The following is a 23,179-nucleotide window of genomic DNA, read 5'->3' on the forward strand; positions in this document are numbered from 1 at the left end:
ATGGGCTCACCCCTTCGCCTGCGTCAGCACCGAGGCGAGCGTGCGCTGCGCCAGGATCAAATTGAACTCGTTCTCGTGGGTCGGGCGGGCGCCGGCAAACAGGCGCACGCTCGCCGCCTGCGCGCCGCGCGGCAGTTCGGCCTCCGCCGCCTCGACCCGCCAGGGCTTGTGGGCGACCCCGCCCAGGGCCACACGGCCGCTGCCATCGCGTTGCACGACGGCGGCCACCGACACCAGTGCGAAGGCATAGGACGCGCGGTCGCGCACCTTGCGATAGACGTGCGTGCCGCCCAGGGGGCGAGGAAGCGTGACCGCGGTGATCAGCTCGCCCTGCGCCAGCACGGTTTCCCGATGCGGCGTATCGCCCGGGGCGCGGTAGAACGCGATCGGCACCTTGCGCTCGGTGCCGTCCGGGCGAATCGTCTCCACGACGGCATCGAGCAGCCGCATCGCCACCGCCATATCGCTGGGATGGGTGGCGATGCAGGCCTCGCTGGCCCCGATGACCGCATGCTGGCGGCTGAAACCGCCGACCGCCGCGCAGCCGCTGCCGGGGTTTCGCTTGTTGCAAGGCTGGTTGGTATCGTAGAAGTAGGGACAGCGCGTGCGCTGGAGCAGGTTGCCGGCGGTCGTGGCCTGGTTGCGCAGCTGGCCGGAGGCGCCGGCGAGCAACGCCCGCGAGAGCACGCCGTAGTCCCGGCGGATGCGCGCATCGGCGGCCAGATCTGTGTTGCGCACCAGCGCGCCGATGCGCAGGCCGCCGTCCGCCATGGGCTCGATCTTGTCCAGCGCGAGGCCGTTGACGTCGATCAGGTGCGCCGGCGTCTCGATCTCCAGCTCCATTAGATCGAGCAGATTGGTGCCGCCGGCAATAAACCGGGCGTCGGGTGTGCGCCTGGCGCTGGCGGCGGCTTCGGCCGGGGTGCTTACGCGCTCATAGGTGAAGGGCTTCATGCGCGGCTCCCGGCGACTTCGGTGATCGCGGCAAGGATGTTGGCGTAGGCCCCGCAGCGACAGATGTTGCCGCTCATCCGTTCGCGCAGTTCCTCTGCCGTCACCAGGGGTTGTGCGACCAGGTCGGCGCTGACGTGGCTGGGAATGCCTTGCTCGATCTCCTTGAGCACTGCCACGGAGGAGCAAATCTGGCCCGGCGTGCAGTAGCCGCACTGATAGCCGTCGTGCTTGACGAACGCGGCCTGCATCGGATGCAGCTTGTCCGGCGTGCCGAGGCCTTCGATAGTGGTGACCTCGGCCCGCTGGTGCATGACCGCAAGCGTCAAACAGGAATTGAGGCGCCGGCCATCGACCATGACCGTACAGGCTCCGCATTGGCCGTGGTCGCACCCCTTCTTGGTGCCGGTGAGGTGCAGGTGCTTGCGCAGCGCGTCGAGCAAGGTGGTGCGGGTGTTCAGCTCCAGTTCCTGAGTAGCCCCGTTGACCTTCAGGGACAGGCGCGACATCTGCGGCGGTGGAATGGGAACCGGCCCGGTGGCCGCCAGGGCGACGGGCGCTGCCAAGGCCGCGGCCGACACCGCGCCGGCCTTCAACAGTTCGCGCCGGGACAGGCGCAGGTCAAAGGAGCCTCCGTCATCTGCAAACTCGGTCAAATGGTTGGCTGCCGTGCGCAGATGCCCTTGGTCGGCATCATCGCTTTGGTTGCTCATGCGAGGACTCCAGTTTGAAAATTTAAGAATTGGCTGCGCTGGACCTCTACCGCTGATGATGCGGTTCCAATACGTCTTTCTGATACTAGGCTGGGTTCTGGCTCACAGTAACTACCTCAGCCTGCAAGCTCTATTGAGCTGAACTCATAAATGACGCCAATCCAGCATTCGCAAACTGAATCCCTGCAGCGCAGCTATGGGCTGGCCCCTGGCTTATCGGTAGTCGGCGCTGGCCGTCAGCTCGCTCCAGGTGTTCAGTTCTTCGGTGAGGCTGCGCAGCTTTTCGCCCACCAGCTGCAGGCCGTCAGGCGGCACAGGGCGCGAGTCGCACCGGAGCACAAGCAATGGCCAATCAACAGGAAATCATCGACCTCTCCAGGCAGAAGTGGCTCTGGATGTCCCAGCGCAATCTCGACGAGTTGTCGAAGCTCTTCCATGACGAGGCGGTGTTCGTCCACATGGGCGCGACGTTCTCGAAGGCGCAGGAACTGGACGTCATAAAGAGCGGGTACATCCAGTACAAGCACGCGGAGATATTCGAGACGTCCGTGCGCTTCATCGGCGACACGGCCATCCTGCTGAACCGCATCCGCATGGACTCGATCGTCGACGGGAAGGAAGTCAGCAATCCTTTCCAGGTGACCGAGGTGTACGTCAAGAATGGCGGTGCCTGGACGCTGGGATCGCTCTCGTTCACCCGCTTGGTCACGCACTGATCGGCGTGGGCATTCGGTCGCGGCCCCCTGGACGCGGCCGGACTGCTCGGCCCACCTCGCTGGCGATCTGCGCGGATCGCGTCCGCACGTTCGCCGCGAAAGGTAGCCGGAAATGAAGCGCGCGCACCAGCGCAGCATAGAGGGGGGGGGCGGCGATGCTCACAGCATCTGACTCCGTTGGAGATTCCTACGCTGTGGACGATGTCCCTAGCACTCGTTCAGTCGGCTGCGGATTGCCTCCATGGCATCGTCTAATCCGGCATCATCCTCCAGGTAGGGAGAACAAAAGAGTTGCACTGGGATCCAGTAGTGCTCCTGTCCCGGATGGACGTAGGGGGCGTAATCGTCCAATAGCCATGCAGAGCCGATGGCCGGGGAGACGTTTGACAAATCCTTCGTCTGCCCAGCCCAGTCGATGTATGGCAAGTTGGCAAACCATCCGGGGACTGCTCCTTCGCGAGTCAAGAGATCGGCGATTTCACGGAATCTTGATTCTGGGACTGTGGTGAAGATGACCAGCGCCTCAAAGAGCGTTTTTGCCGACTCGAGAAATTCGTAGAGGCCCGGGCGCGGAATCTGGCTTACCGCGTTGGAGATCAGCGTTCCTTCTAAGTCCATGGCGAGGATGGTCGGTCGCATTGATTGAGGTCTCTGTTAGATGGATGGCGGCATAAGCATCGCTGCCAGCTTCAGCCGAGAGCGCATGAACCCTCGGCTGGGCTGGTGGCGTCAGATATCTTCGTACTCACGCGCTTGCTTGAGCTGGCTCTCAAGGAAATCAATGCGCTTCAGGTGATCGGCACCCAGGTAGGCTTTGCCCGCATTGTCCCGTTCGTGACCAGCTTCTTATCGACCAGTGCTGCGGCTGCCAGGATCAGAGTTGTCCTGGTTCCGGCCTTGGTGATGAAACGGTATTGACGCTTGCTCATGCGTTCCCCCTGTTGATGAGGGAGGCAGGATATCGGGTTTTTAGATATCGGAGAACTGGATATAGCTTCTTAGGCCGCTCAAGCAAGGCGCGGCCGTGTCGAAGTCCATCCATCGCAAAGAGTACGCTGCCCTAATTGAGGCTGTTCGCGAAGCGCGGCTAGCTGCCGGTCTAACCCAGGCTCAAGTGTCGAGCATGCTGGGCCGCAGCCAGTCGTTCATCAGTGACGTCGAGACAGGCAAGCGCAGGGTTGATGTGGTGGAGCTGAGAGATATCGCCCGCCTAACAGGCCTTTCGCTGCGCAAGCTGATCACTAACTTTGAGAAGCGAATCAAAGAATAGAGCCCTTTCGTGGCGTACCAGTAGGCTCATACCAGGTGCCGGCCGAACTCTGAACTGCGGGAAACAACCATACGAGTTCGCACCCCGCTGCTTTCTCATCTCTTCCTTCTTAGGAACAGTTCCTTGATCTCCTTAAGTGCGGCAACTGCAGTGGCAGATTGCCGAGCGAAATCGTCAAGTATCGGATGGGTGTATTAATGTAGTTGAGTGAATCCAATGCCTTATAGCGCGCTCTCTCTCTTTGGCGCGGTGCGGCGTTGCTTGCTTTGCTTGCTTGTCGGTGCCGTGTCCGCTCTCCTTAGTCGGAGCGCCTCCGTAACACGCCGGGTGGTTTCCTTCAGTGACGTCAGCTGCGCCTCCAGGCCATCAGCCCGCGCAGTCACGCCTTCCAAGCGGCGCAATGCCTGTTGCTCGCGGTTGGCGGTAACAATGGCTTGTTGTTCGCTCTCCCGCAATGATGTGGTCAAGGCTATGCGCTCCCGCCCCCACTCCTGCTCGGCTGACCGCAATGCCTGACGATGCCGGTCAACCTCCGTGTGGGCACGATCCTCCACTGCTATGACGTGCGCCTGGAGCGCCCTCCTCTCTCCTTCGTGAGCGGTCGTGGCCTCGCCCAGACTTCGGCGTACGGCATCCAGTTCTTGCTCGAGTCGCTCGGCCCGTCCATAGGCCCCATCGCGTTGGCGCAGCAGGTCCTGCACTTGTGCAGTCAGCTGGGAGACCTGTGCCGACAATTGCTCCGCGGTTGCGACGGCGGACTGAGTCTGGACCTGAGCCTCCCGTTCGCGCTTCTGGCTGGCCTCAATCGCCAGCGCCAAGGTCGCCCGCTCCCCCTCCAGCAGGCGCTCGCGTTCATCCAGTGCGTGTCGGGCCGAGTCGAGCTGGGTCTGAGCGAGCTCGCCGGCATCCTGCAGTGCGGCCTGCCACAAACGATGGCTCAGGTGCGCTAGCCGCTCTGGGATGCCCGGAACCGCCGCCTCAATGGCGCGTTGGCGCAGACGCAAGCCTACGGTCTGCCACCAGGTTTCTAGCCAGCGGGTGACGGTATTAGGCGAACCGGTGCCCAGGTGGGCGCGGATTCGCTCGACGGTGGGACGTTCGCCGGCGGCGATGATGTCGTCCGCTGCCTGGTGCACATCCAGTTCGCTGATGCCCTTGGCCATAGGGTGTCCTTCTGCGGAGCCGTGGGAATTGGTAGGCTAGGTCTGATAAGGAAGATTTATCAGATGTAGCTCAACCAAATCATAGTGAACAATACGTAGTACATATGAATACTATCATTTCTGCGTCTAGGGAACTGGTTTCGGGACTGGTTCCGGAGCGGCTGGCCACCTCCGCCGCAGAAGCTGTGCGGGACATCCTGCAGGAGGCCGAAGCGCCTAACACCATCCGCAGCTACGCCGGCGCCCTGCGCTATTGGGCGGGCTGGTTCGAAGGGCGGTATGGCAGGCCCATTGCTCTACCCGTCCCCCCGGCGGCAGTGGTTCAGTTCATCGTGGATCACATGGGGCGCTCAGGCGATGCGGGGCTTCGCTGGGATCTGCCTGCAGACCTGGATAGCGCCTTGGTGCATGCGGGCCTGAAGAAGAAGCCTGGGCCGCTGGCGTTCTCCAGTCTGGTCCACCGGGTGGCGGTCCTGTCGACGGCCCACAAGCAGGCCCGCCAAGACAACCCTTGCGAGGATCGAGCCGTCAGAACCCTGCTATCCAAGGGGCGCCGGGCTTCTCACAAGCGAGGCGAGCGTCCCGCCAAGAAAACCGCGTTGCTGGCCGCAGATCTACGTGCAATGGCGGCCACCTGCGACACATCCCTCAAGGGCAAGCGCGATCGCGCCCTGCTCTACTTTGCCTTTGCTAGCGGCGGGCGCCGCCGCAGCGAAGTCGCCGAGGCGATGGTGAATCACCTCACTCGACTGCCCGAAGGCGGCTATACCTATCACCTGGATCACGGCAAAACCCTGCAGTCCGGGCCAGTGGCCGGCAGCAGTCCTGACAAGCCCATCCTGGGCGAGGCAGCCGCCGCACTGCGGGACTGGTTGGACGTTGCTCAGATTACCGACGGTCCCCTGTTCCGGCGCGTCTGGCCGCGGTCACTGGGCGGCGCGCTCAGCGGCAAGGCAGTCGCGGCCATTGTTAAGGACCGGGCGCGGTTGGCCGGTTTGGACGGGGACTTTGCCGGCCACAGCCTGCGCTCGGGCTTTGTTACCGAAGGTGCGCGGCGTGGGGTGGCCCTGCCGGCGCTGATGGCGATGACCGATCACCGTTCCGTGGCCAGCGTGATCGGATACTTCCAGCAGGGCGGCGTCGGCAGCAACCCCGCCGCGCGCCTGATAGATGAGGACTGAGCCGCCGCCCAGCCAGCAGTCCGCGTTGAATGTGCCCCGCTCCGGCCCTATCCTGCGCGAGACGCGCACCATCCACGACAGGGATCAGGGGGCAGCATGAAGCTAGTCAAGGCACGGATCCGAAACTTCCGTTCTTCAGAGGATTCCGGAACGTTTGATGTCGGAGATCTGACCTGCTTGGTCGGCAAGAACGAGGCGGGCAAGACTGCAATTCTAACGGCGATGTTTGGCACCCATCCCATCGCCGACCAGTTTGCTTACGACACGGTGCGCGACTACCCCCGCCGCTTCCTCACGCGGTATGAGGAGCGCCACGACGGCGAATCCGCACCGGTTGCCACCCTAACCTGGGAGCTCAGCCAAGAAGACCAAAAGGCGGTCGCAGACGTCCTGGGTGCTGGCGCGTTAAGTAATGCGACCGTTGACGTAACGACAGATTACAGTGGCCACAGCACTTGGAGCATTCAAGTCGATCCCAACGTGGTGCGCGCTTTTCTGCTCGACCAGCACGGCGTGGCAGGCGAAGAGCGGCAGAAGTTTTCCACGGTATCGCTGGACCGACTCGTAGCCGAGATAGATGGGCACCCCGAGCTGTCTGACGAATTGCAGGCGGTCAAACGGTCCATCGGTGGCTTCCGCAAGGGAAAACCAGCGCTGGCGGCCATCGATATCCTGCAGAAAAGGATGCCGGCGTTCTTCTATACCTCTCACTTTGATCGCATGTCCGGGGAGATATCGCTGGACAAGCTGTCTCGTGACACCCAAAGCGGCGTGACGGTCTCCCCGGGTGACCAGATTTTCCTCGACTTCCTCGAGTACGCCGGGACGTCGGTCAGCGAATTGCAGTCCAGCACACGCCTGGAAGAGCTCAACGCACGTTGCCAAGCCGCCTCCAATGAAATTACCGATGAGATCTTTGAGTTTTGGAGCCAGAACGACGCGCTTAGTGTAGAGATAACGCTCGCCCAAGGCCTCTCCGAAGATCCCGCGCCCTTCAATGCCGGGACTGTAGCCAAAATTCGCATTCGAAATGACAATCACAAGGTTTCGGTGCCCCTGTCTGAGCGCAGCGCCGGATTCGTCTGGTTCTTCTCTTTCCTGTCGCAGTTCAAGCAAATGCGAAAGAAGAACCCCGGCGCGATCATCCTTCTGGATGAGCCTGGATTGACGCTACATGGAAAGGCGCAAGCTGATCTGCTCCGCTACATCATCGAACGTTTGCTCCCCGACCACCAGGTCATCTACAGCACCCACTCGCCCTTTATGGTGCCGGCCGATCGTCTTGCGGACGTTCGCGTCGTCGAGGACGTTGTCACCTACGATCAGCGTCGCCGCCCCACCGTGAAGGGCACACAGGTCTCCGCAGACGTCCTGAGCGTCGATCAGGACACGCTGTTCCCCCTCCAGGCCCATCTCGGTTACGAGGTTACCCAAAGCCTGTTTGTGGGAGCGCATACCCTGTTGGTCGAAGGTCCTTCGGATGTGCTCTATCTTCAGGCGGCATCGCACGCGCTCAAGCAGCGCAAGCGCCAAGGCTTGGACGGCCGGTGGGTGATCTGCCCGACAGGCGGTATAGACAAAGTGCAATCATTCGCCTCGCTCTTCTCTGGCAAGGGCATCCACATGGTCGCCTTGTGTGACTACGGCAATGGCGACAAAGGCAAAGTCCAGCGGCTGAGGGAGTCTCAGATCATGAAGGCTTCCGGCGTCTTGGTGGCCACGGATTTCACCGGAAAGTCGGAGAGCGACATCGAGGACTTCTTCGCACCTGCCGTCTTCGCCGACATCCTCAACGGTGCCTACGGCCTGAAGGGAAAAGGGCAAATTTCCGCCCGGCAATTCAGCCAAAACGGTGCACTGACGCGCCAAGTCAAACAGGCCGAAGCACTGTTTAACGTCATGGGGGCTTCCGTTCCGCCCCTGGATCATTTCACCCCTGCCAATTGGCTCATCCAGAATCAGCACGTGCTGGCCGAGGAAACTATGGCCATCAACGAAACGCTGGACCGCTTTGAGAAGGCTTTCGTTGAGATCAATTCGGCGCTAGGGGGCAGTACGTAGATGAACCCCCGGCAGAGCTCCGCGCTGGCAGCAGCTTCCTCTGCCTATGCGCACCCAACAGAGCGCGGGCATCGGCGGGCCCGCTCCCGTGGCAGGAAATCGTGCGCTACAAGTGCGCACCTTCCCTGCCATTCTGGTCATGCGATTCCTAGTGCGCAAAGCGCGATTCAGACGCGCCAAGTCCAGTCTGATCCGTTAATGCGGTAGGCGTTCGCCCCAGCTCAAGGGCCACGCTTCGCGACCTCTGACATGCTCTCGAGACAGTAGGTGCACCGGAACTGACAAGAGACCGCCCAAAGGCCATCTCCACACCTCCGCAGTTGAGGGGGGGGGTAATTTCTGACTATTGCCAGTTGAGCTAGCCGCTACCGGAAGCGTGACCAGCCAGCAAGCCGCCTCCTACCCATCCGCTTAGCCCGATAACGTCGTGCTATCGCGACAGACAGCGCGAGCAAGGTGCTGCTCATCCGAAACGTTCTTACGCCTCATGCCCCCTCACTCCTGATGAACGGAGGAACTACTCCCCTCTGCGGGGCAATTTCTCACAGCGTCAGTTGACCAACCCTGTGCGGATCCCGGCGTTGCTCCAGCCCTTAGGTCTGCAAGACCCTCACATCAGTGGGTCCGGCTAACGATTCAATCGCCAAGCCGCGTACCCGATGCCAAACCGTCTTGGGGACAATCCGCTGTCGACTACGACCGTCGAGGATCTCCTTGCCCCACGCCTTTAGTGCTGTGCGGGTGGCAACGAACCTTGCCGCTTCTACTGATGTGGCATCCGGTCTGAGCTTGTACCCGGGAGAGAGCCCGTGGAGGAGGTCATCGCCCAGGGAGCCGTCCAGCATCATTCGCAATCCTGAGGTGTCCCCAGGCTGCTGATCTCCAACCTCCCCCTCGTCTTCCAGCCGCGTCCGATGGACCAGGAAATCATCTGCGGTGGCCAGCATGTCCATCAGAGTTGGGTTGATGATCACGTCAGCTGAACTCGCCAAGGGAAATACGTGCCTATGAAAGAATGCGATGAGGGAGGATCGCATGAGGAATGGAACGCCAGACGAAACCGTCATGAGTAGGATTCCGTGAAGGTGGGCACCGACCTCTAGACACGTCTGCTGATCGCCGTTTTCGCGAGCGTCGCGTAGCACCCAGACTGCTGCGCAGAGCGCTTCAATGCCGTCGACGCAGGCAGCTAGTTCATCAAGGCAAAGGTCTTGGAGTGCCTTGGCCTTAAGGAACCCCCGACCGCTCGCGGCCCGGTTAAACAACGCATCGAAAACAGCGGGTGCTAGCTGCCTCAGTGCATCGTCATCTGCATGTAGGGGGCGGGAGCAGTTGAGCAATCGCCAGTAAGGTGCGTCAATCCAGTCTCTCGCGCCAGGAGTCAGCGGATCAAGCTGATTGAGTGTACGGACAGTTGGTCGATGTAAGCCGGCGGCATATCGCGACCATTTGTTCGTTGTATAGCCGTCCTTCCCTGGAATGTAAGTCGTGGGTTCCAAGCACTTCCCTACAGCGTAAGCGGTAAGCGGGCATCCGCTTTCGTTCGTGCCCACGCTCAGTCGAACGGCTTCAAACCAAGCTCCGGTCTCAAGCACACATATTTGCCTGTCTGCAAAGCGAACAGGGTCCCCAGCCTCCACACGGCTAAGAATCACGGCCGCGCGCTTGAGGTCATATGTTGCGTAACCCTTATCGGACATCAGGGCGTCTCCAATGAGTGGCCCAGTAGTACCAGAGTAAAGTTCGCGCTCAACTTTACTCTAACCCCTCCAGTCAAAGGTGGTCTACCGTTGTCTAGACGAACCTGCGTGGAGGTGGTCAGTGAGTGGCGCGCTATCAGCTAGCCGGTCGTTTTCCAAAGAGGATCTGGAAGAGATCCTGGCCCGGGACTTGCTTTATCGCTATGGCCCACTACTCGGTCAAGACGAGCTTTGGCGCGCCCTCGGTTACATGTCCTTGGACGGCCTGCGCCAGGCGCAGGCCCGAGGAACTGTTCCAGTCCACGTATTCAGCTTAGAGAGGCGGCGCGGTAAATTCGCACTGTCACGGGATGTGGCCCACTGGCTCGCCTCTCAGTTCCTGGCTCCTGACCAGGCAGTACCAACCTAAGGCTCCTTGAGAGCACGTCTGCGATCCATGGCCCGCCGCAGCCATGATCGAAACAGGTCAATGCGCCAACCTAACACGGGCGCCCCAAGAGCATGTTGTAGCGGCAGACGCCAGAAATGAAAACGCCCGGCGGCAACCGGGCGTGGAGTAGCTCTAGGGCATGCATTCCAAGCCCGAAACTACTCCCATTTCGCCCCTTCGTCCACCCCTTTCTTTCAGAAAGTTCGGGTGCGGGAAAGAGCTGACTGGAGTAGGAGAATGTCTACGAAATCGGAAGCATCTCATAAGGGTGCACCTGGGTCTGCAGAACCTGATTGCCGGCTAGATCGGGTGCGTCATGACTAGCCCCCGTTCTGACGCCACGCAGGCCCCGTCTCACCTCCCCTATTCACCGAGGAGCCTCTCGCCCAGGGAGCAGATCAGGCTTGATGCCTATCACTTCCTCTCGCCGAAGAACGGTGGCCGGACCATCGCCGTTGTCGAGCCCTGCCGACTGGCCTTGGCCTTGGAGCTAGAGTTTGACTTGTCGGTGGCGAGCTACGTGGAGCGTCCTCGCACTCTCGCCATCGAAGGCCGGGAGATCGAGCTTTGCTTCTGGCTGGCCAAGACGGATGGCGCGGAGAGCTTCATCGCGTTCCGACGGCAGACTAAGCCCACCACCTACGCAGAACGCGCGGAAAACGCGGCTTGCGCCAAGCTCATGGAAGCAGCGAAAGTCGCTGGAATCGCCCTGACCATCCGTAAGCCGCAGTCACTGCTCACGGCTCGGGTCGCCAATGCGACACGCCTTGAACTTCTACCGTATGTCCAGTCTGCGGCCGACCTCAAGGCCGTGGATGTGTTCATTGACGCTGTTTGCCTTCACATGAATGCCAACCCCTTGAGTTCGTTCTACGGCATTGAGACCAGTCTGAAGGGTACGTTCGACTGGCGGGACGTTCGGTGTGTTACATGCCTGCTAATCCATAGGGGCGTACTCAGCATCAATTTCAGTGAGCGCCTCACCACGAGAACACAGGTGCGCCTAGAGGTCGCAGACGTATGAGCATGCTCACTCTGAAGCAAATCTCATCATGGGATCTGATTGCTCCATCTCAGCTGTCGCCGAAAGCCTATCGAAGCTACACGGCCCGATGCGAAGCCCTTCAGGCCGTAGCCGCAGGCGCTTCTATCGCATGCGCAGCTAGGCGTCATGGGGTCAATCCTGGCACGTTAGGATCCACAATCAGAAACGCGTTGCAGATTGCCCCCGACGGTAGGCCTTGGGGTTGGCGTGCGTGCTTGCCGCACAAAGTTCGAAACAACATCGTCACCTCACCCGCAGACTTTCCCAAGTTGGCAGGCCCCGGAGCCTTCAAGAAGGTGCTGAAACTGCTCCCCGAGCTTGAAGAGCGACTGACAGCCTACTCAGGGCAGCTGCCAAAACGGAACATTCCCAGCAGCACTTTCGAGAACTTCTTCAAGAAGATTAAGTCCCTCATTCGCAAGAGGGTTCCAGGTGATCGCTACCCTGCAAACGACACAACTTGTGCCCGACGTAGCATCGTGGAGTTCATCAAGGATTCTCGCCGCGGCACACCTTTCGTCGACGAAGACTTTGAAGTGGAAGACGCTGTCAGCGCCGGCCAGTTGCAGGAGGTCTTTGCTCTCCAATACGGCGATTGGGTCCAATACGATGGTCACAAACTAGACGTCTCCTTCTCCGTGGAGGGCCATGATGCCGATGGCAATCCGTTCATGCAGAAGATCGACTGCGTTTGGCTTATCGCTGGGTGCTTTGCGCTACTCCGCATGTGCTGCAGTTGGACACTGGCATTCGCAACGAACTACAACGGCGCCGACTTCAACACCACTTGCGCAAACACACTTCGGAAATGGGAGCCCAAGGAGCTGGTCTGCCCACGCATGAGGTACGTCCCTGGTAGCGGAATCGGCACTGCACCTGCCCTCGGCTTTGTAGCAACCGGAGCAATCACGAGCTTAGACAATGCTATGGCTCACCGCCTTGGTGTCAACCGTCAGCGCATGACATCGGAATTAAGAGGAGTCATCCACTACGGCACAAGTGGAGTTCCGGAAACGCGCGGCCTTCTTGAGGCGTGGAACAAGCGCAAGGAAGAGACTGCAATCCGCCTACTGCCTGGTGCGTTTCGCCCCCGGGGCAAGGAAGCAGAGAAGAGCCTTACCAATGGCAGCGATCCGGATGACTACCCTCTGCAGAGGGATGCACTGGAGGATCTCATGGATGTGATTATTGCCGCGTCGAACGTCGAAAGCCACGGGTCTCACCAAGGGCGCGACCCTTATGAGGTCCTCCGGAACTACGCAGCATCCGGCGGCTGGCTTTTCGCGACACGAAACAACGAGGAGCGCGCAGTTGCCATGTCGCTCATGAGCACTCGAGCCCGGATCAAGGGGAGCAAGAAAGATCGCCGGCAGCCCTATGTTCAGTTCAAACACGCACGATATCGGTCAGTCGCACTGAATAATAGATGGGACCTGGTGAGCACTGACTACTCTGCTGAAGTCGACATCACTGACGGCCGGACAATGTACCTCTACACCGAGGAAGGAGAGCTGTTCGTCGTGCTTCGCGCACTCCGTCCATGGGCAAGGACGCAGCACAGCCTCGCCTTGCGCAGCCTAATCCACAGGCGGGTCGCTCGAGGTGACATTGATCTATTGGGCGTCGAGGATGCAGTTCTAGCCTATAAGGACCACCTGCGGGCACGCTTCCGTGACAGCAAAGAGGCGGCTTCGATTCAGGTGCAGCACAAGAACAGCTTCGACGCGGCCGAGTCTCCTGAGGCACCCCCGAAAACGATCGCCAACAGTCCACTTCAAGGCACGCCTCAAGCAGCCAACATCGCGGAACTGGTGATTCCCCTTTCGGGAAGGGTGAAGCTTGGTAGGAGGGGGCATAAGCAATGAATGTCAATCACGAAGTGAATCTCGATCCGGGCCTGGGAACATTCAAAACAGTTTTTTCTGAAAGGGGGGAGCCCATTATTGAAACCGTCGCGATGGAAGAGGCCCTGACCAAGATCGTCCTTGCGATTGAGAAGGGATACCGCGGCATTGGGTTGCATTCACAAACTCGCTTTGGCAAGACATTTCTTTCCCAGTACATCTGCAAAAACCTAGATTGGTGTCCATTCAGTTGCGTGGCCGTGTCTGCAATTGTTCGCGCGATTGGCATCACCGAGTCTGCATTTATGGATTGGACGATAGCCCAGCTGGGACAGCGACCTATCGCGAGACAGTCGGCCCAGAACAGAATTGATCGTGTCATCAATACCATCGAGATGATATTGAACAACGCCAACGTGGATCGACTGCTCTTGGTCATCGATGATGCCAATTTGATTGAAACAGCAGCGCTGCAGCATTTCGCAACACTTGATAACGAATTGGAGAAGCGTGGGAAAACGATCTTCGTAATTTTTCTGTTCCAGGATAACCATACCTCGGACAAGCAAGAGGCGATCAACAAGCTCCATGCCCCGCCTCAGATCAGAGGGCGCTTCTTCACGCAGTTTCATCAATTCCATGGTATTCGCTCGGCGAAAGACCTCGGCGTCTTTCTTGAGCGGTTTGAAGACGACGCTGAGATGGCCCCTGGGGCCGGCGCAACGTTACCCAGGAGTCTGGCACCACACCTCTACGATGGCGCGTTCAGGATTGCCAAATGCAGCCAAAGACTGTGGGATTGCGGGGTACAGCAGAGAGCCGCAGCCGGCCGGAAGGAGTTCGATGAGTGGCCGCTGCAAGCAGTGAGCGTTATGGCTCACTACATTGCAAGACGGATCATCACCAGGCCGGGCTTTACTGAGATGACAGACAGGGATCTCAAGATGGCCATCGGGTACTCCGACCTCGTTGAGTACGACAGTGCCTGTGCGGAGCTGAACTTCACCCCTGATCGGGGAAATCTGGCTGCCCCTGAGGGGGGCATGGAGTATGGCGATGCCTGACGGACGTTCGTTCGATGCGATTCTTCACCATTCGCCTGACCGGCTGCTGGGCATCTCACCTTTAGGATTTGTGGCTCAGACTCTCAGGCTCAACTGCTTAGACTGCCATGACAGTTTGGGCTTGCTAGGGATTAGGCCAAGGTACTCGGATGATTGGTGCAGACACCTCTGTCATTCACACAGAGCACAGGCCGCGATCGTCGACAAGGTGCCGGCGGCCAATGCGTTGGCGCCATTGTGGGACCCACGGAAGTGGCAAGCGCTCAATGGTGCGGCTGCTCAATGGAGGCCCTATCTAACGGCCTGCCCGGAGTGTCTCAAGAGCAGCTATCACTCTATGCTATTCCAGCTACCTTGGGTCAATCAGTGCCCTTGGCACCGGGTGCGTACGGTCGCTCAGTGCGTGTCTTGCGGAGCGTCCCTCTGGAAATCATTTCAATCTGACGCTGCGCCTTTCATCTGCTCTTGCGGACGCGACCATGTTCAGCCATCCATACTCCTCTCCGATCCTGAGGGGAAAGAAGGAGCGCGGGAATTCCATGTGCGGCGATACCTTACGTGGGCTGATGAAAGTCGCTCGCGTCGGGACCTCTTTGGCTGCGAGGGAGACTCCCGCGTGACTGAAGCGGCCTCTGGGTTGTTCGTTCCACGAGGAGCTGCTTGGCATGGAGGAACTAGGGGAAGTTCAGGCCCACTCGTTCGCTCGTCGGTGGTAAAGCACCCATGCACGCCAGAGCAGTCCTTGTCATCAGAAGCTCTAGCGGGTTTGGCACCAGCTATCGCGGATGCAGCGGAGTTTTTTCTAGAACTCCCTCGGGAAATGGGCAATGCCCTTGAGAGGATCACATTCTCCATTGCCTCAAAATTCCCTGCGGGTGACTTCTCTGAACGTGAAAGGCGTCTGCTAGGCATGTCGACCACTGATGATTCGCCGCGCCGATTCCCAAGGGCCCACGTCGTCCTCCTGGTTGCGTATGCTGTCCATGGAAGGCTCTTCTTAGACGGGAGGGTGCTATCACGATCCGCTCAAGCGACATTGCGGGAGATAGCCGAAGCAATTTCCATGCGCACCGGTGAGGGTTCACGACTGGCGACTTACTATCGCGCGTTTAGCCGCATCCTATTCAGGGCCTATGCACGGGCCGCATTTCAGGCCTTAAGCGAGGTTGAATACTCCGCATGCAAGAGGCCACCCCCGCCGCTGCAACCTATTGCGCTGACACGAAGCCGGCTGCGCTGCAGCGACGTAAAGCTTCTGTGGATGCCGAAAGCGACCTCAAAGTGAGCGCTCTAGCGCCGCCCGGCCTGAGCAAGGGCCGGGAGACTTGCCATGCGTACTGGCATAACATGTGCCTCACTAGATCGCGCCGGGAGTGGTGAACCCATCTGGTGGCCCTAAAGGCGTAGCAGCTCGCTGAAATGTTCTGCAATGGTCAGTCGGAAGTCACTTTCTTCCGCGATGCTCCTCGGAGCATCAATAACTTCTACAATGATATCTGGCGCATCAGAATGTTCTGCAATGAACATTCTTGAATCACAATCTTCTGCAATGCCCGACGCAGATCTGCCCTTGGAACTGAGGGGTCGCACCTTGTAGATCAATAAGATGCACGCTGCAGACTACTATGCGACGAACATGTATGACGACAAAGAAGTGCCCTCCCTCAAGCCAACAGACGCCCTTTTTCTGACCAACAATCGCCCCTGACCCGACGGGCGACCGAAAAGATGCCCTCTGGAACCACGAACTGACTAAAGGCTGCCCCGAAATGGAAGGCGGAGGTACTCGCTCGCTTTATGGCACACCGGCGTTCGCGTGTCTGCGCGCTGCAAACGACCAACCACCTTTGATGGCAGCCTGGTGTCGATCCCGGTATGCTTGTCCTATGACCTGCCTGGCCTCGCTCGACCCTCGAATACCGGCGTGATCGCTTAGATCGATCACGCCCCTGTTGCTCATGTTGGTCAGAGCGCCGGCCTTATACCCCGGTGAGAGCACGCGCCAGATAAGCGCGTACACGTCGGTTCGATTCCGACCAGGGGCACCACCACCAAGCAGGACTTCTTGTCCTAGAGCGCAGGTGCAAGATGGTGAGTTCCCGTTCCGAAAGCCTCCACCCAATCTTGGTCGCCGCTGCCCGCAAGCGCGCGAGGTTGGCGGAGCACTGGTTGACGGCCGCGGAAGTATCTAGGATCGTCGATCCTGCACATAAGAACTCGCTGCCGACAGTAGCAACGAAGCTCCGCCGGCAGTGGCGGCTTCTCGCAGCATACATGGATCCGCCGTCGTCCCATTACCGCTACCCCGCATGGCAGCTTGGGGAAGATGGCCAGCCCGTCAGTCAGTTGTACGACATTCTGACGGTCTTGCGAGAAAAAGGGCCGTTTACGCCGGACGATCAGGGTCGCACGACCGGCTGGGGTGAGGTGGAGTGGTTTATGAGTTGCAACGCTTTACTGGACGGCGCGACCCCTGAGGAGGTTCTCAGGACCGATCCTGCCGCGGTCTTGCGTGCGGCGCTCATCGAATTCAATGAGGAAGAATAACCTCTATCTATTCGGTGCCTGAGCGTGAGTGACTCCTGATTACCGCGGACAAGCCACCCTAGTAGCCGAAGAGACTTGCCCGCCTTGCCGGGGAAGTTCGCCCGTAGATCTGAGAGCCCTCGGACAAGATGCCCTGGATTCGCTCGAGCTACTGAAAAGACGCCCTGCATTGACGTGAAATCCTTAGAGCTGGTACCTCTACCAGCCTTTGGGGTCGCAGCGTGCGCCCTATTGCTTGGGGCGCTTCCGAGTCGTAGGCGAAGGAACCCTTTTGGACCGCTTTAGTGCCACTTCAAGCTGAGCCGGCAAGTTTTGAAGCGCTGAAAGTTGTCCCTCGAGAGCGTCACACTTCCCGCGCAGGATATCCGCAGACCGGCTGGCGGCTGCTGCCGCCGATTGGGCGGCCTGGATATCCTGACGCAGCTGCTTCTCAAGGGCCCTGTGTTCTTCGGATGTCTTGCTTAGCTGCGTCTGGAGTTCCTTCACCTCCTGGCGTGCTCGATCAACATCGTTTAGCGCCCGATTCTCGACAGATCTGACGTACTCGGTCCAGTCTTCCCGCTCAGATTTCGCCGTCTCCAGGGCGTCATGAAGCCGGACATCGAGTTGCTGTCTCGCTGTCTCGGTTCGGTCGGCTCTTCGACGCTCGAGATCGCGCTGCTCTGCAAGTTCAGAGATCTGCAGCTGAAGCTGGTCGACCAGGTGCTGTAGCTCTGAAGCTTGGGCCGTTGCAATTCTCTCCCCGGTGATTGCAACGTCACGCTCTTCCCGCATTTGCGCCAGCTCTTCAGCCGCAAGTCGGGAACTAGCCGCCAGCGCATCACGCTCGGCAGCCAGGGCCTGCTCGGACGATGCAAGCTCTTGACGGGCGGCCTCCTGGGCATGCTTCAGCGCCAACTCCCACCATTGCCCGGCAAGTTCTGCCAACACCGCTGGCGCATCTTCCAGGTCCGGACGCGCTGGCTGCAGGCGCGTGCCAAGTCGGTTCCACCATGTCTCCAGCCAGCGGGTCACCGTGTTCGGTGAGCCTGTTCCCAGGTGAGCCCGGATACGCTCTACGGTTGGGCGTTCGCCCTTGGCGACCAACTCGTCGGCGGCGGTATGGACGTCAGTTTCGGTGATGCCGCGGGCCATGCGAAGTCTCCTGTACTGGCACCCTACTCTGCTGATAACGTACTTGCGATAAGTGATGATTATCGCGGGTACGGACTTCTAAGCGTAGCGTACATTACATAGTATGAAAGATAATTCTACAATTCCCGCACTTGCCGCGACGGCCACCTGCCTAGCACTGCCCGAACAGCTGACCCAACAGGCTGCCGATGCGGTCCGCGAGCTGCTGGCCGAAGCCGCAGCCGAGAACACCACTCGCAGCTACACCAGCGCCCTGCGCTACTGGGCTGGCTGGCATGCGGCGCGCTACGGCATCGAGTTGACCTTGCCGGTACCCGAAGCCACCGTGCTGCAGTTCGTAGTCGATCACGTACAGCGCCGCTCGACCGACGGCGAATTGGCTTGGGAACTTCCCCCAGCTGTCGACCAGGCCTTGGTGGCCGCTGGCCTCAAAGCCAAGGTCGGCCCGTGGACCTTGGCCACCGTGCGCCATCGCGTTGCCGTGCTCTCCACCGCGCACCGACTCAAGCACGTGGCCAATCCCTGCGAGCAGCCTGCAATTCGCACCGTACTCAGCCGCGCGGCGCGGGCCGCGGTTAAACGCGGCGAGCGCCCACGCAAGAAGACTGCGATCACCCTGGCCGAGCTGGAGGCCATGTTGGCCACCTGTGACGACAGCCTGGAAGGAATTCGGGATCGCGCCCTACTCTGCTTCGGGTTCGCCAGTGGCGGCCGCCGGCGTAGCGAGATCGCCGCTGCCGACCTGCGCGACCTGCGCCGGATTGGCGAGGCGGGCTATATCTACCGGCTGGAGCACAGCAAGACCCAGCAGGCCGGGGTTACGGCCACCTCGACCCCGGATAAGCCGGTGCTCGATCGGGCCGCCCTCGCCCTCCAGGGCTGGCTGGATGCCTCAAGCCTCGCCGAGGGGGCTATCTTCCGGCGGCTGTGGAAGCAGCGGGTCGGCCCTGCCCTGTCCCCAGCCGCCGTGGGTGAGATCGTGCAGCGGCGGGCACGCCTGGCGGGGCTGGAGGGGGATTTTGGCGGGCACAGCTTGCGGTCTGGGTTCGTGACCGAGGCCAGTCGCCAAGGCGTGTCGCTGCCGGCGATCATGCAGTTGACCGAGCATAGGTCGGTGTCGAGTGTCGTGGGGTATTTTCAAGCAGGCGGAGCAACAGCCAACCCGGCTGCCCGCCTGCTCGAAGACTGATTAACGCGATGCTGCCAACTCGAGGTCACAATTGCTCATACTTGTGCCGGATAGGAGTACAGCCCCTATTCCGAGGATCTCCATGCGTTCAATTTCCAATGCGTTCTTTCACCAGGCCGAAATTACCCAGATAGATCGATGGGAGCACGGTCCACTCGAGCTCGCGTTCCTGTCCGAGCCAGCGACAGGTCGCCTAGAATGGACAGCCCACCTGCACAATTGGAATGCCACGCAAAGGGCCGGATTTGTGCGGTCGGGAGAAGCCATCGAAGGGTTGAAGCCGTTCGTTCCTTACCTCGAGGAACGGCGCAACCCGAACATGATCCTGGTGCCAACCTACGGCGGGAACTCCGAGCTCGACGTCATGCTGGCCGGCCTGTTGCCCGACGACATCCTGGCCAAGGCTGGTCTCGAACGCCGACGCTCTATGATGGGCCTGATGTACATGCACAACGACTTGCCTGCAGACTACGGTGCGCGGGCACGAGCTGCATTTGCGCACTACATCTGGACGCGCTTGTCTCCGCGAGCGCGTTTGGGTCAAGGCGCCTTCAACGCGCGCTCGCCACTGCGACTGCTCGCCGGCGACACCCCATACTGGGCACACCGCCTATATCGCCTGGCACTGGCCAGGCGCGATGAATTCTTCGCTCCCACGACGCACGAAGACGAGACCTGGAAGCCGCTCGCAGAGTTACGCGCCGGTATCTTGGCCGGCCTGCCTGAGGAAGAGAGACACCTGTTCGATATCCAGCGGCCTCTGATGGGCGGCGACGTCTGGGACGAGTTTGATGCCGACGAGCGCGAGGAGGTGCTTCAGAGCGCGATCGACGGCGACGGTGTCCTCGAGTCGCTCGATCCGGTGGTTGAGCTACTGCACCGCCACCGGACGCACGAGGACTTCTCGGCCGCGAACTCCTGGATCAAAGAGGATTTCGAGCGCAGCTTCTATTCCAAACGGGCGAAATTGAAAGTCGACTTAGTCGAGACCATCGACGATGCACCGGCTTATGCGCTGGAGCCCAACGAGCCGTACGAGCAGGTTCTGTTCCGCGATGTGATCGCAATGCTCGATCAGAAAGAGCGTCGCCTTGTGATAGCCCTGCGGCTCGGCAAGAGTGCCTCCACCATCGCGCGCGAGTCGGGTCTGCGCGGCCACGCGTCGGTTTCGCGACGCATCGCCGCGCTCAAGACGAAGGTCGCCCGACTGCTAAATTGAGCTGAAGCGCCAGCGCAGGTCCCTGTTCATGGATGGCGGACTTGGCGGCGGCATAGGGATCTTGGGTGCATCCGTTGAGGGCGCGCAAGGCCCGAGTCGGAATGGTCTGCTGGGAGAGCCACTTGGGCGGCCCGACTTCGGCAACAACTTGGGCACGCTCTGCATCCGCCACCGTCATTTTCGGTGCTGTCCCTGTCGCTGGCGAGATTCCCGAAGATTCGGACATCTTCTCGGAAAAGCAAGGATCGCTCGTCACCGGCGCTTTGGCGACCGCGGAGTCACATGCCGATGGCCATCCCAGCGGCGCCCCGTACGCGCCGACCTTGCCTCGGTGCGAACCATGGCGCCTCCAGAATCCATCGCTCCGTAGCCCGCTACGTCCTACCTGCTGGCTCGAGCCAAAACCGGCAGCTGAAGTTGTTGAGCCGACGATGGAAGGCGTCGGCGCGCGCCTGGAAAGTTTTCGGGATCGCTGCGCCGTCGCCGCCCTGCCGAAAGTACTCGGCAAGCGAATGGAGCCCGTTGTTCATTAGTTGCTCCCACTCGCGCCAAAGCTCGTCCTGCAAATCCTGCGCACGCTGACTGGCGCTCGGTTTTCGCTTTGGGGCCGGCACTGGGTAGTCAGGGCGTGGATCATGCGAGTGAGTGAACGTGATAGTACCGTGCGCCCACTCGGCCTCGGCCGACGGGCGCCAGCGGTAGTGCACCCGCACCGACAGCGTCCTCGTGAAATTGCTCGGTGGAATGATTTGGTCGTCGACGAAGAAGCGCTGACCTTCCTTTTCCTGCGTCTCAACCCGCTGCTGCATCTGCCGAACCGCGTTGCCCAAGTTGCTGCCGGCACGGCGGGCGCGCTCACCGGTGTCAGCTAACTTCTTCGTCGCCTTGGCTCCCGCGTAGGCCTGTAGCGCCACATCGAACTCGCGAAGCCTGGCGGCGATAAACGGCCCGCAACTGTCCAGCCGTAAGTCGCGCAATGGCGATCCTAGTCGCCGGGCGTCCAGGGAAGCTGAAATCTCCCGATCCAACGCCTGCACATTGACCTCTCGCAGGGCCTCTTGTTCATCGCGAGGAATATTGATGACGCTCAACTCGGACTCCGTATATTGGCGGTGCGGGATGCCGCGATTCTCTTGGTTGGTGGCATGTTCTAGGAACTTGCGCGCGTGCTCGAGAGCGGGGTGTTTGTGTAGATGGCCGGCACATTATCGCTGCGCGCGGGCGCGAAGTCTGGCCAATCCGGGGGGGGGGGGCTTGTCCCGGGCCTGGCGCTCCCGCAGGCTTGGCCCGAACCGCGTCGCCAAGCGGGCCTGCGCCGTCGCGAGGCCGCTCGCGGCCCTCGTTCGGCTGGTCTCGGCATGCCCCCTCCCCTGCTCGTTGGCCCGGAGCCGGCCGACTGCTTCCGGGCCAAGCATGGTGAGTCGGGCCTTCAAAGCCTTGAGGGTGGTCGCCAGGGAGTCGCTCTAACCACACTGATGGTCCCGACCGACCATCGGTCGATCACGCAGGCGAAGGACCACTTTCAGTCCGCCAGCACCCTGGTCTCGATTAGCGCCGTCGCGACTGCTGAGATGGCGGTGCGGCTCGCTAGGGTGCCGGTAGGCAGTTCGGTAGCTATCGTTCCGCCAACGGCATGTTGCTCGGGGACCGCCGATACCATGCCACTCGCCCACAGCAAGTACTGGGACGCAGAAGATGTCGAAGCAGACACCGGAGCCGCATGGCTGGCTCTGCTCGCCACCGCACACACGCGTTGACCATATCCCGAAAGGAGTCCGTGTAGACGTTCACCGTCTTGAGGGAATGCTTAGCCTTGCCCATCGCTGTCCGCCAGAGTGCGGATGGGCCATAATTGCATGAAGCTTTCCTCTCTTAGCAAGCCATGTCCAGCTCCTCGTCCCCAGAAACCTTGGAAGCCATCGGCCTGAGCGTTGCCTTTGAAGCGCTGCGCGATTTGGTGAACCGGCTGCTGATGGAGTTCTTGCCCTTGACCGGCCACCCCGGGGAAGTGCAGGTGCTCTTCAAATCGACGCCCCATCGCGATCTGTTCTACATCCGCTTGCTGGACTTCGTTCATGAGGGGGGTAGCAAGGCACTTCTAGGCGAAAAGATGTCGTGCCTGGAGGTGCTGGAGCGGGCCGGCGCCAACCCGAGGTTATCCGGCGCGGGGCACGCTCACGCTCTTGCCGACGCCGTCGCAGATCTACGCACTTGGCTCGATGAAGTGATTCATCCAAAGTTCTGGCTGGGAAACATAAACGTCCATGCGAGGCTGTCAGTCACCCGTCTGCAACTACTGAAAATCGCGGGGAATCAAGCCAAGCACAACCTGGCGCGCCTGACGGGCGTTGCGCAGCAGGTGCAAGCCCTGCTTGCTGAGCATGGCCACAACGTTCCATTGGCCCAGATCCCGTTCGCGTTGGATGACTTCCGTGAGCACTTGGGAGAGAACGTCTTTATCTACTACGGAAGCTGGCTGGCAGAACTGATCAATAACATCACATGGGCGTTGTATCGCTACATCCAACCCGTCTACCACCGGTCGGTGGTCTATGAGGACGGACCGATACCCGGGATGTATCGTTTTCTTCCTCTTCCGGGAGTGGCCCCCGATTCTCCCGAGCACTGGTGGTTTCATCGGCTGCTCAATGAAGCTCGGCGCCCTCCCCCCGTCCCCTCTTTCAAAGCGTCGCGCCTCCTGAAGGAACAGTCATCGCTGGAATGGGAGGACGAAGAGCACATGGGTCCGTAGCCGCTTCTTATTCTCAAGGAGCGGGGCTGATCCAGACCGTCCCAATTGCGGGTGATAGCCTGTCGCCCTCAACCTTACCCCCGATAAATCTTCATAATCTCCGTCCCCGCTCAAGGCCCGCACTCGGCCAGAAGCGGACTATCCAGTTGCCGAGCTAGCGAATAAGTCTGACGGCCATGCACACAAACAAGGACCGACAG

Annotated in this window: 18 protein-coding genes and 1 tRNA gene; 12 read left to right on the forward strand and 7 right to left on the reverse strand. The window is 60.3% G+C overall.

The window, feature by feature from the left end; translation table 11 throughout:
* Nucleotides 1-6 precede the first annotated feature (6 nt).
* Together V3B30_RS05050 and paoA are read right to left on the reverse strand one after the other, a co-directional pair.
* Complete coding sequence (locus tag V3B30_RS05050; RefSeq protein WP_107379601.1) at nt 7-954, reverse strand: xanthine dehydrogenase family protein subunit M; 948 nt, start codon at nt 952-954, stop codon at nt 7-9.
* Nucleotides 951-1,565: an aldehyde dehydrogenase iron-sulfur subunit PaoA gene (gene paoA / locus V3B30_RS05055; protein WP_234368037.1), complete on the reverse strand. Its 615-nt coding sequence runs from the start codon at nt 1,563-1,565 to the stop codon at nt 951-953. The genes V3B30_RS05050 and paoA overlap by 4 nt, the downstream gene beginning before the upstream one ends.
* Nucleotides 1,566-2,008: 443 nt before the next feature.
* Between paoA and V3B30_RS05060 the strand changes: the two genes are divergently transcribed.
* Nucleotides 2,009-2,380, forward strand: coding sequence for a nuclear transport factor 2 family protein (locus tag V3B30_RS05060; protein WP_107379603.1), 372 nt, complete (start codon nt 2,009-2,011; stop codon nt 2,378-2,380).
* A 207-nt stretch (nt 2,381-2,587) separates the two neighbouring features.
* On the opposite strand, the gene V3B30_RS05065 is transcribed toward V3B30_RS05060, so the two are convergent.
* Together V3B30_RS05065 and V3B30_RS05070 are read right to left on the reverse strand one after the other, a co-directional pair.
* Nucleotides 2,588-3,019 (reverse strand): NIF family HAD-type phosphatase, encoded by a 432-nt coding sequence (locus V3B30_RS05065; protein ID WP_107379604.1) that lies wholly within the window; start codon nt 3,017-3,019, stop codon nt 2,588-2,590.
* 149 nt (nt 3,020-3,168) lie between these two features.
* Nucleotides 3,169-3,309 (reverse strand): hypothetical protein, encoded by a 141-nt coding sequence (locus V3B30_RS05070; RefSeq protein WP_159054961.1) that lies wholly within the window; start codon nt 3,307-3,309, stop codon nt 3,169-3,171.
* 95 nt (nt 3,310-3,404) lie between these two features.
* On the opposite strand from V3B30_RS05070, the gene V3B30_RS05075 reads away from it, so the two are divergent.
* Nucleotides 3,405-3,650 carry a helix-turn-helix transcriptional regulator gene (locus V3B30_RS05075; RefSeq protein ID WP_107379606.1) on the forward strand — a complete coding sequence of 82 codons (246 nt, stop codon included), beginning with the start codon at nt 3,405-3,407 and terminating at the stop codon, nt 3,648-3,650.
* 221 nt (nt 3,651-3,871) lie between these two features.
* On the opposite strand, the gene V3B30_RS05080 is transcribed toward V3B30_RS05075, so the two are convergent.
* Entirely contained in the window at nt 3,872-4,813 is a 942-nt protein-coding gene (locus V3B30_RS05080) for a DNA-binding protein (protein WP_329809623.1), read from the reverse strand.
* A gap of 104 nt (nt 4,814-4,917) precedes the next feature.
* Between V3B30_RS05080 and V3B30_RS05085 the strand changes: the two genes are divergently transcribed.
* The 7 genes from V3B30_RS05085 (at nt 4,918) to V3B30_RS05115 (ending at nt 16,685) form a co-directional block, all read left to right on the forward strand.
* Nucleotides 4,918-5,994, forward strand: coding sequence for a site-specific integrase (locus V3B30_RS05085; protein WP_107432011.1), 1,077 nt, complete (start codon nt 4,918-4,920; stop codon nt 5,992-5,994).
* 96 nt (nt 5,995-6,090) lie between these two features.
* Nucleotides 6,091-8,055 (forward strand): AAA family ATPase, encoded by a 1,965-nt coding sequence (locus V3B30_RS05090; RefSeq protein WP_107432010.1) that lies wholly within the window; start codon nt 6,091-6,093, stop codon nt 8,053-8,055.
* Nucleotides 8,056-10,501: 2,446 nt separating this feature from the next.
* The gene (locus V3B30_RS05095; RefSeq protein ID WP_329809620.1) at nt 10,502-11,209 is read left to right on the forward strand and encodes a hypothetical protein; all 708 of its coding nucleotides are present in this window, start codon (nt 10,502-10,504) and stop codon (nt 11,207-11,209) included.
* A gap of 236 nt (nt 11,210-11,445) precedes the next feature.
* The gene (locus tag V3B30_RS05100; RefSeq protein ID WP_262082601.1) at nt 11,446-13,095 is read left to right on the forward strand and encodes a hypothetical protein; all 1,650 of its coding nucleotides are present in this window, start codon (nt 11,446-11,448) and stop codon (nt 13,093-13,095) included.
* A complete protein-coding gene (locus V3B30_RS05105; protein ID WP_262082600.1) occupies nt 13,092-14,138 on the forward strand; it encodes an ATP-binding protein in 1,047 nt (348 codons plus the stop codon). The genes V3B30_RS05100 and V3B30_RS05105 overlap by 4 nt, the downstream gene beginning before the upstream one ends.
* 1,945 nt (nt 14,139-16,083) lie before the next feature.
* Nucleotides 16,084-16,186, forward strand: a tRNA-Ile gene (locus V3B30_RS05110).
* A 43-nt stretch (nt 16,187-16,229) separates the two neighbouring features.
* Nucleotides 16,230-16,685, forward strand: coding sequence for a hypothetical protein (locus V3B30_RS05115; RefSeq protein WP_262082599.1), 456 nt, complete (start codon nt 16,230-16,232; stop codon nt 16,683-16,685).
* Nucleotides 16,686-16,913: 228 nt separating this feature from the next.
* Here V3B30_RS05115 and V3B30_RS05120 read toward each other — a convergent pair whose 3' ends face one another.
* The gene (locus V3B30_RS05120; protein ID WP_262082598.1) at nt 16,914-17,819 is read right to left on the reverse strand and encodes a DNA-binding protein; all 906 of its coding nucleotides are present in this window, start codon (nt 17,817-17,819) and stop codon (nt 16,914-16,916) included.
* Between the two features lie 103 nt (nt 17,820-17,922).
* Here V3B30_RS05120 and V3B30_RS05125 point away from each other — a divergent pair, with 103 nt between their 5' ends.
* Nucleotides 17,923-19,008: a site-specific integrase gene (locus tag V3B30_RS05125; RefSeq protein WP_262082597.1), complete on the forward strand. Its 1,086-nt coding sequence runs from the start codon at nt 17,923-17,925 to the stop codon at nt 19,006-19,008.
* Nucleotides 19,009-19,090: 82 nt separating this feature from the next.
* The gene (locus V3B30_RS05130; protein WP_262082596.1) at nt 19,091-20,227 is read left to right on the forward strand and encodes a hypothetical protein; all 1,137 of its coding nucleotides are present in this window, start codon (nt 19,091-19,093) and stop codon (nt 20,225-20,227) included.
* Nucleotides 20,228-20,601: 374 nt separating this feature from the next.
* Here V3B30_RS05130 and V3B30_RS05135 read toward each other — a convergent pair whose 3' ends face one another.
* Nucleotides 20,602-21,318, reverse strand: coding sequence for a hypothetical protein (locus V3B30_RS05135; RefSeq protein WP_262082595.1), 717 nt, complete (start codon nt 21,316-21,318; stop codon nt 20,602-20,604).
* 791 nt (nt 21,319-22,109) lie between these two features.
* Here V3B30_RS05135 and V3B30_RS05140 point away from each other — a divergent pair.
* Entirely contained in the window at nt 22,110-22,979 is an 870-nt protein-coding gene (locus tag V3B30_RS05140; protein ID WP_262082594.1) for a hypothetical protein, read from the forward strand.
* The last annotated feature ends 200 nt before the right edge of the window (nt 22,980-23,179 follow it).

The organism is Stenotrophomonas sp. SMYL41 (assembly GCF_036319965.1).
Taxonomy (GTDB): domain Bacteria; phylum Pseudomonadota; class Gammaproteobacteria; order Xanthomonadales; family Xanthomonadaceae; genus Stenotrophomonas; species Stenotrophomonas maltophilia_R.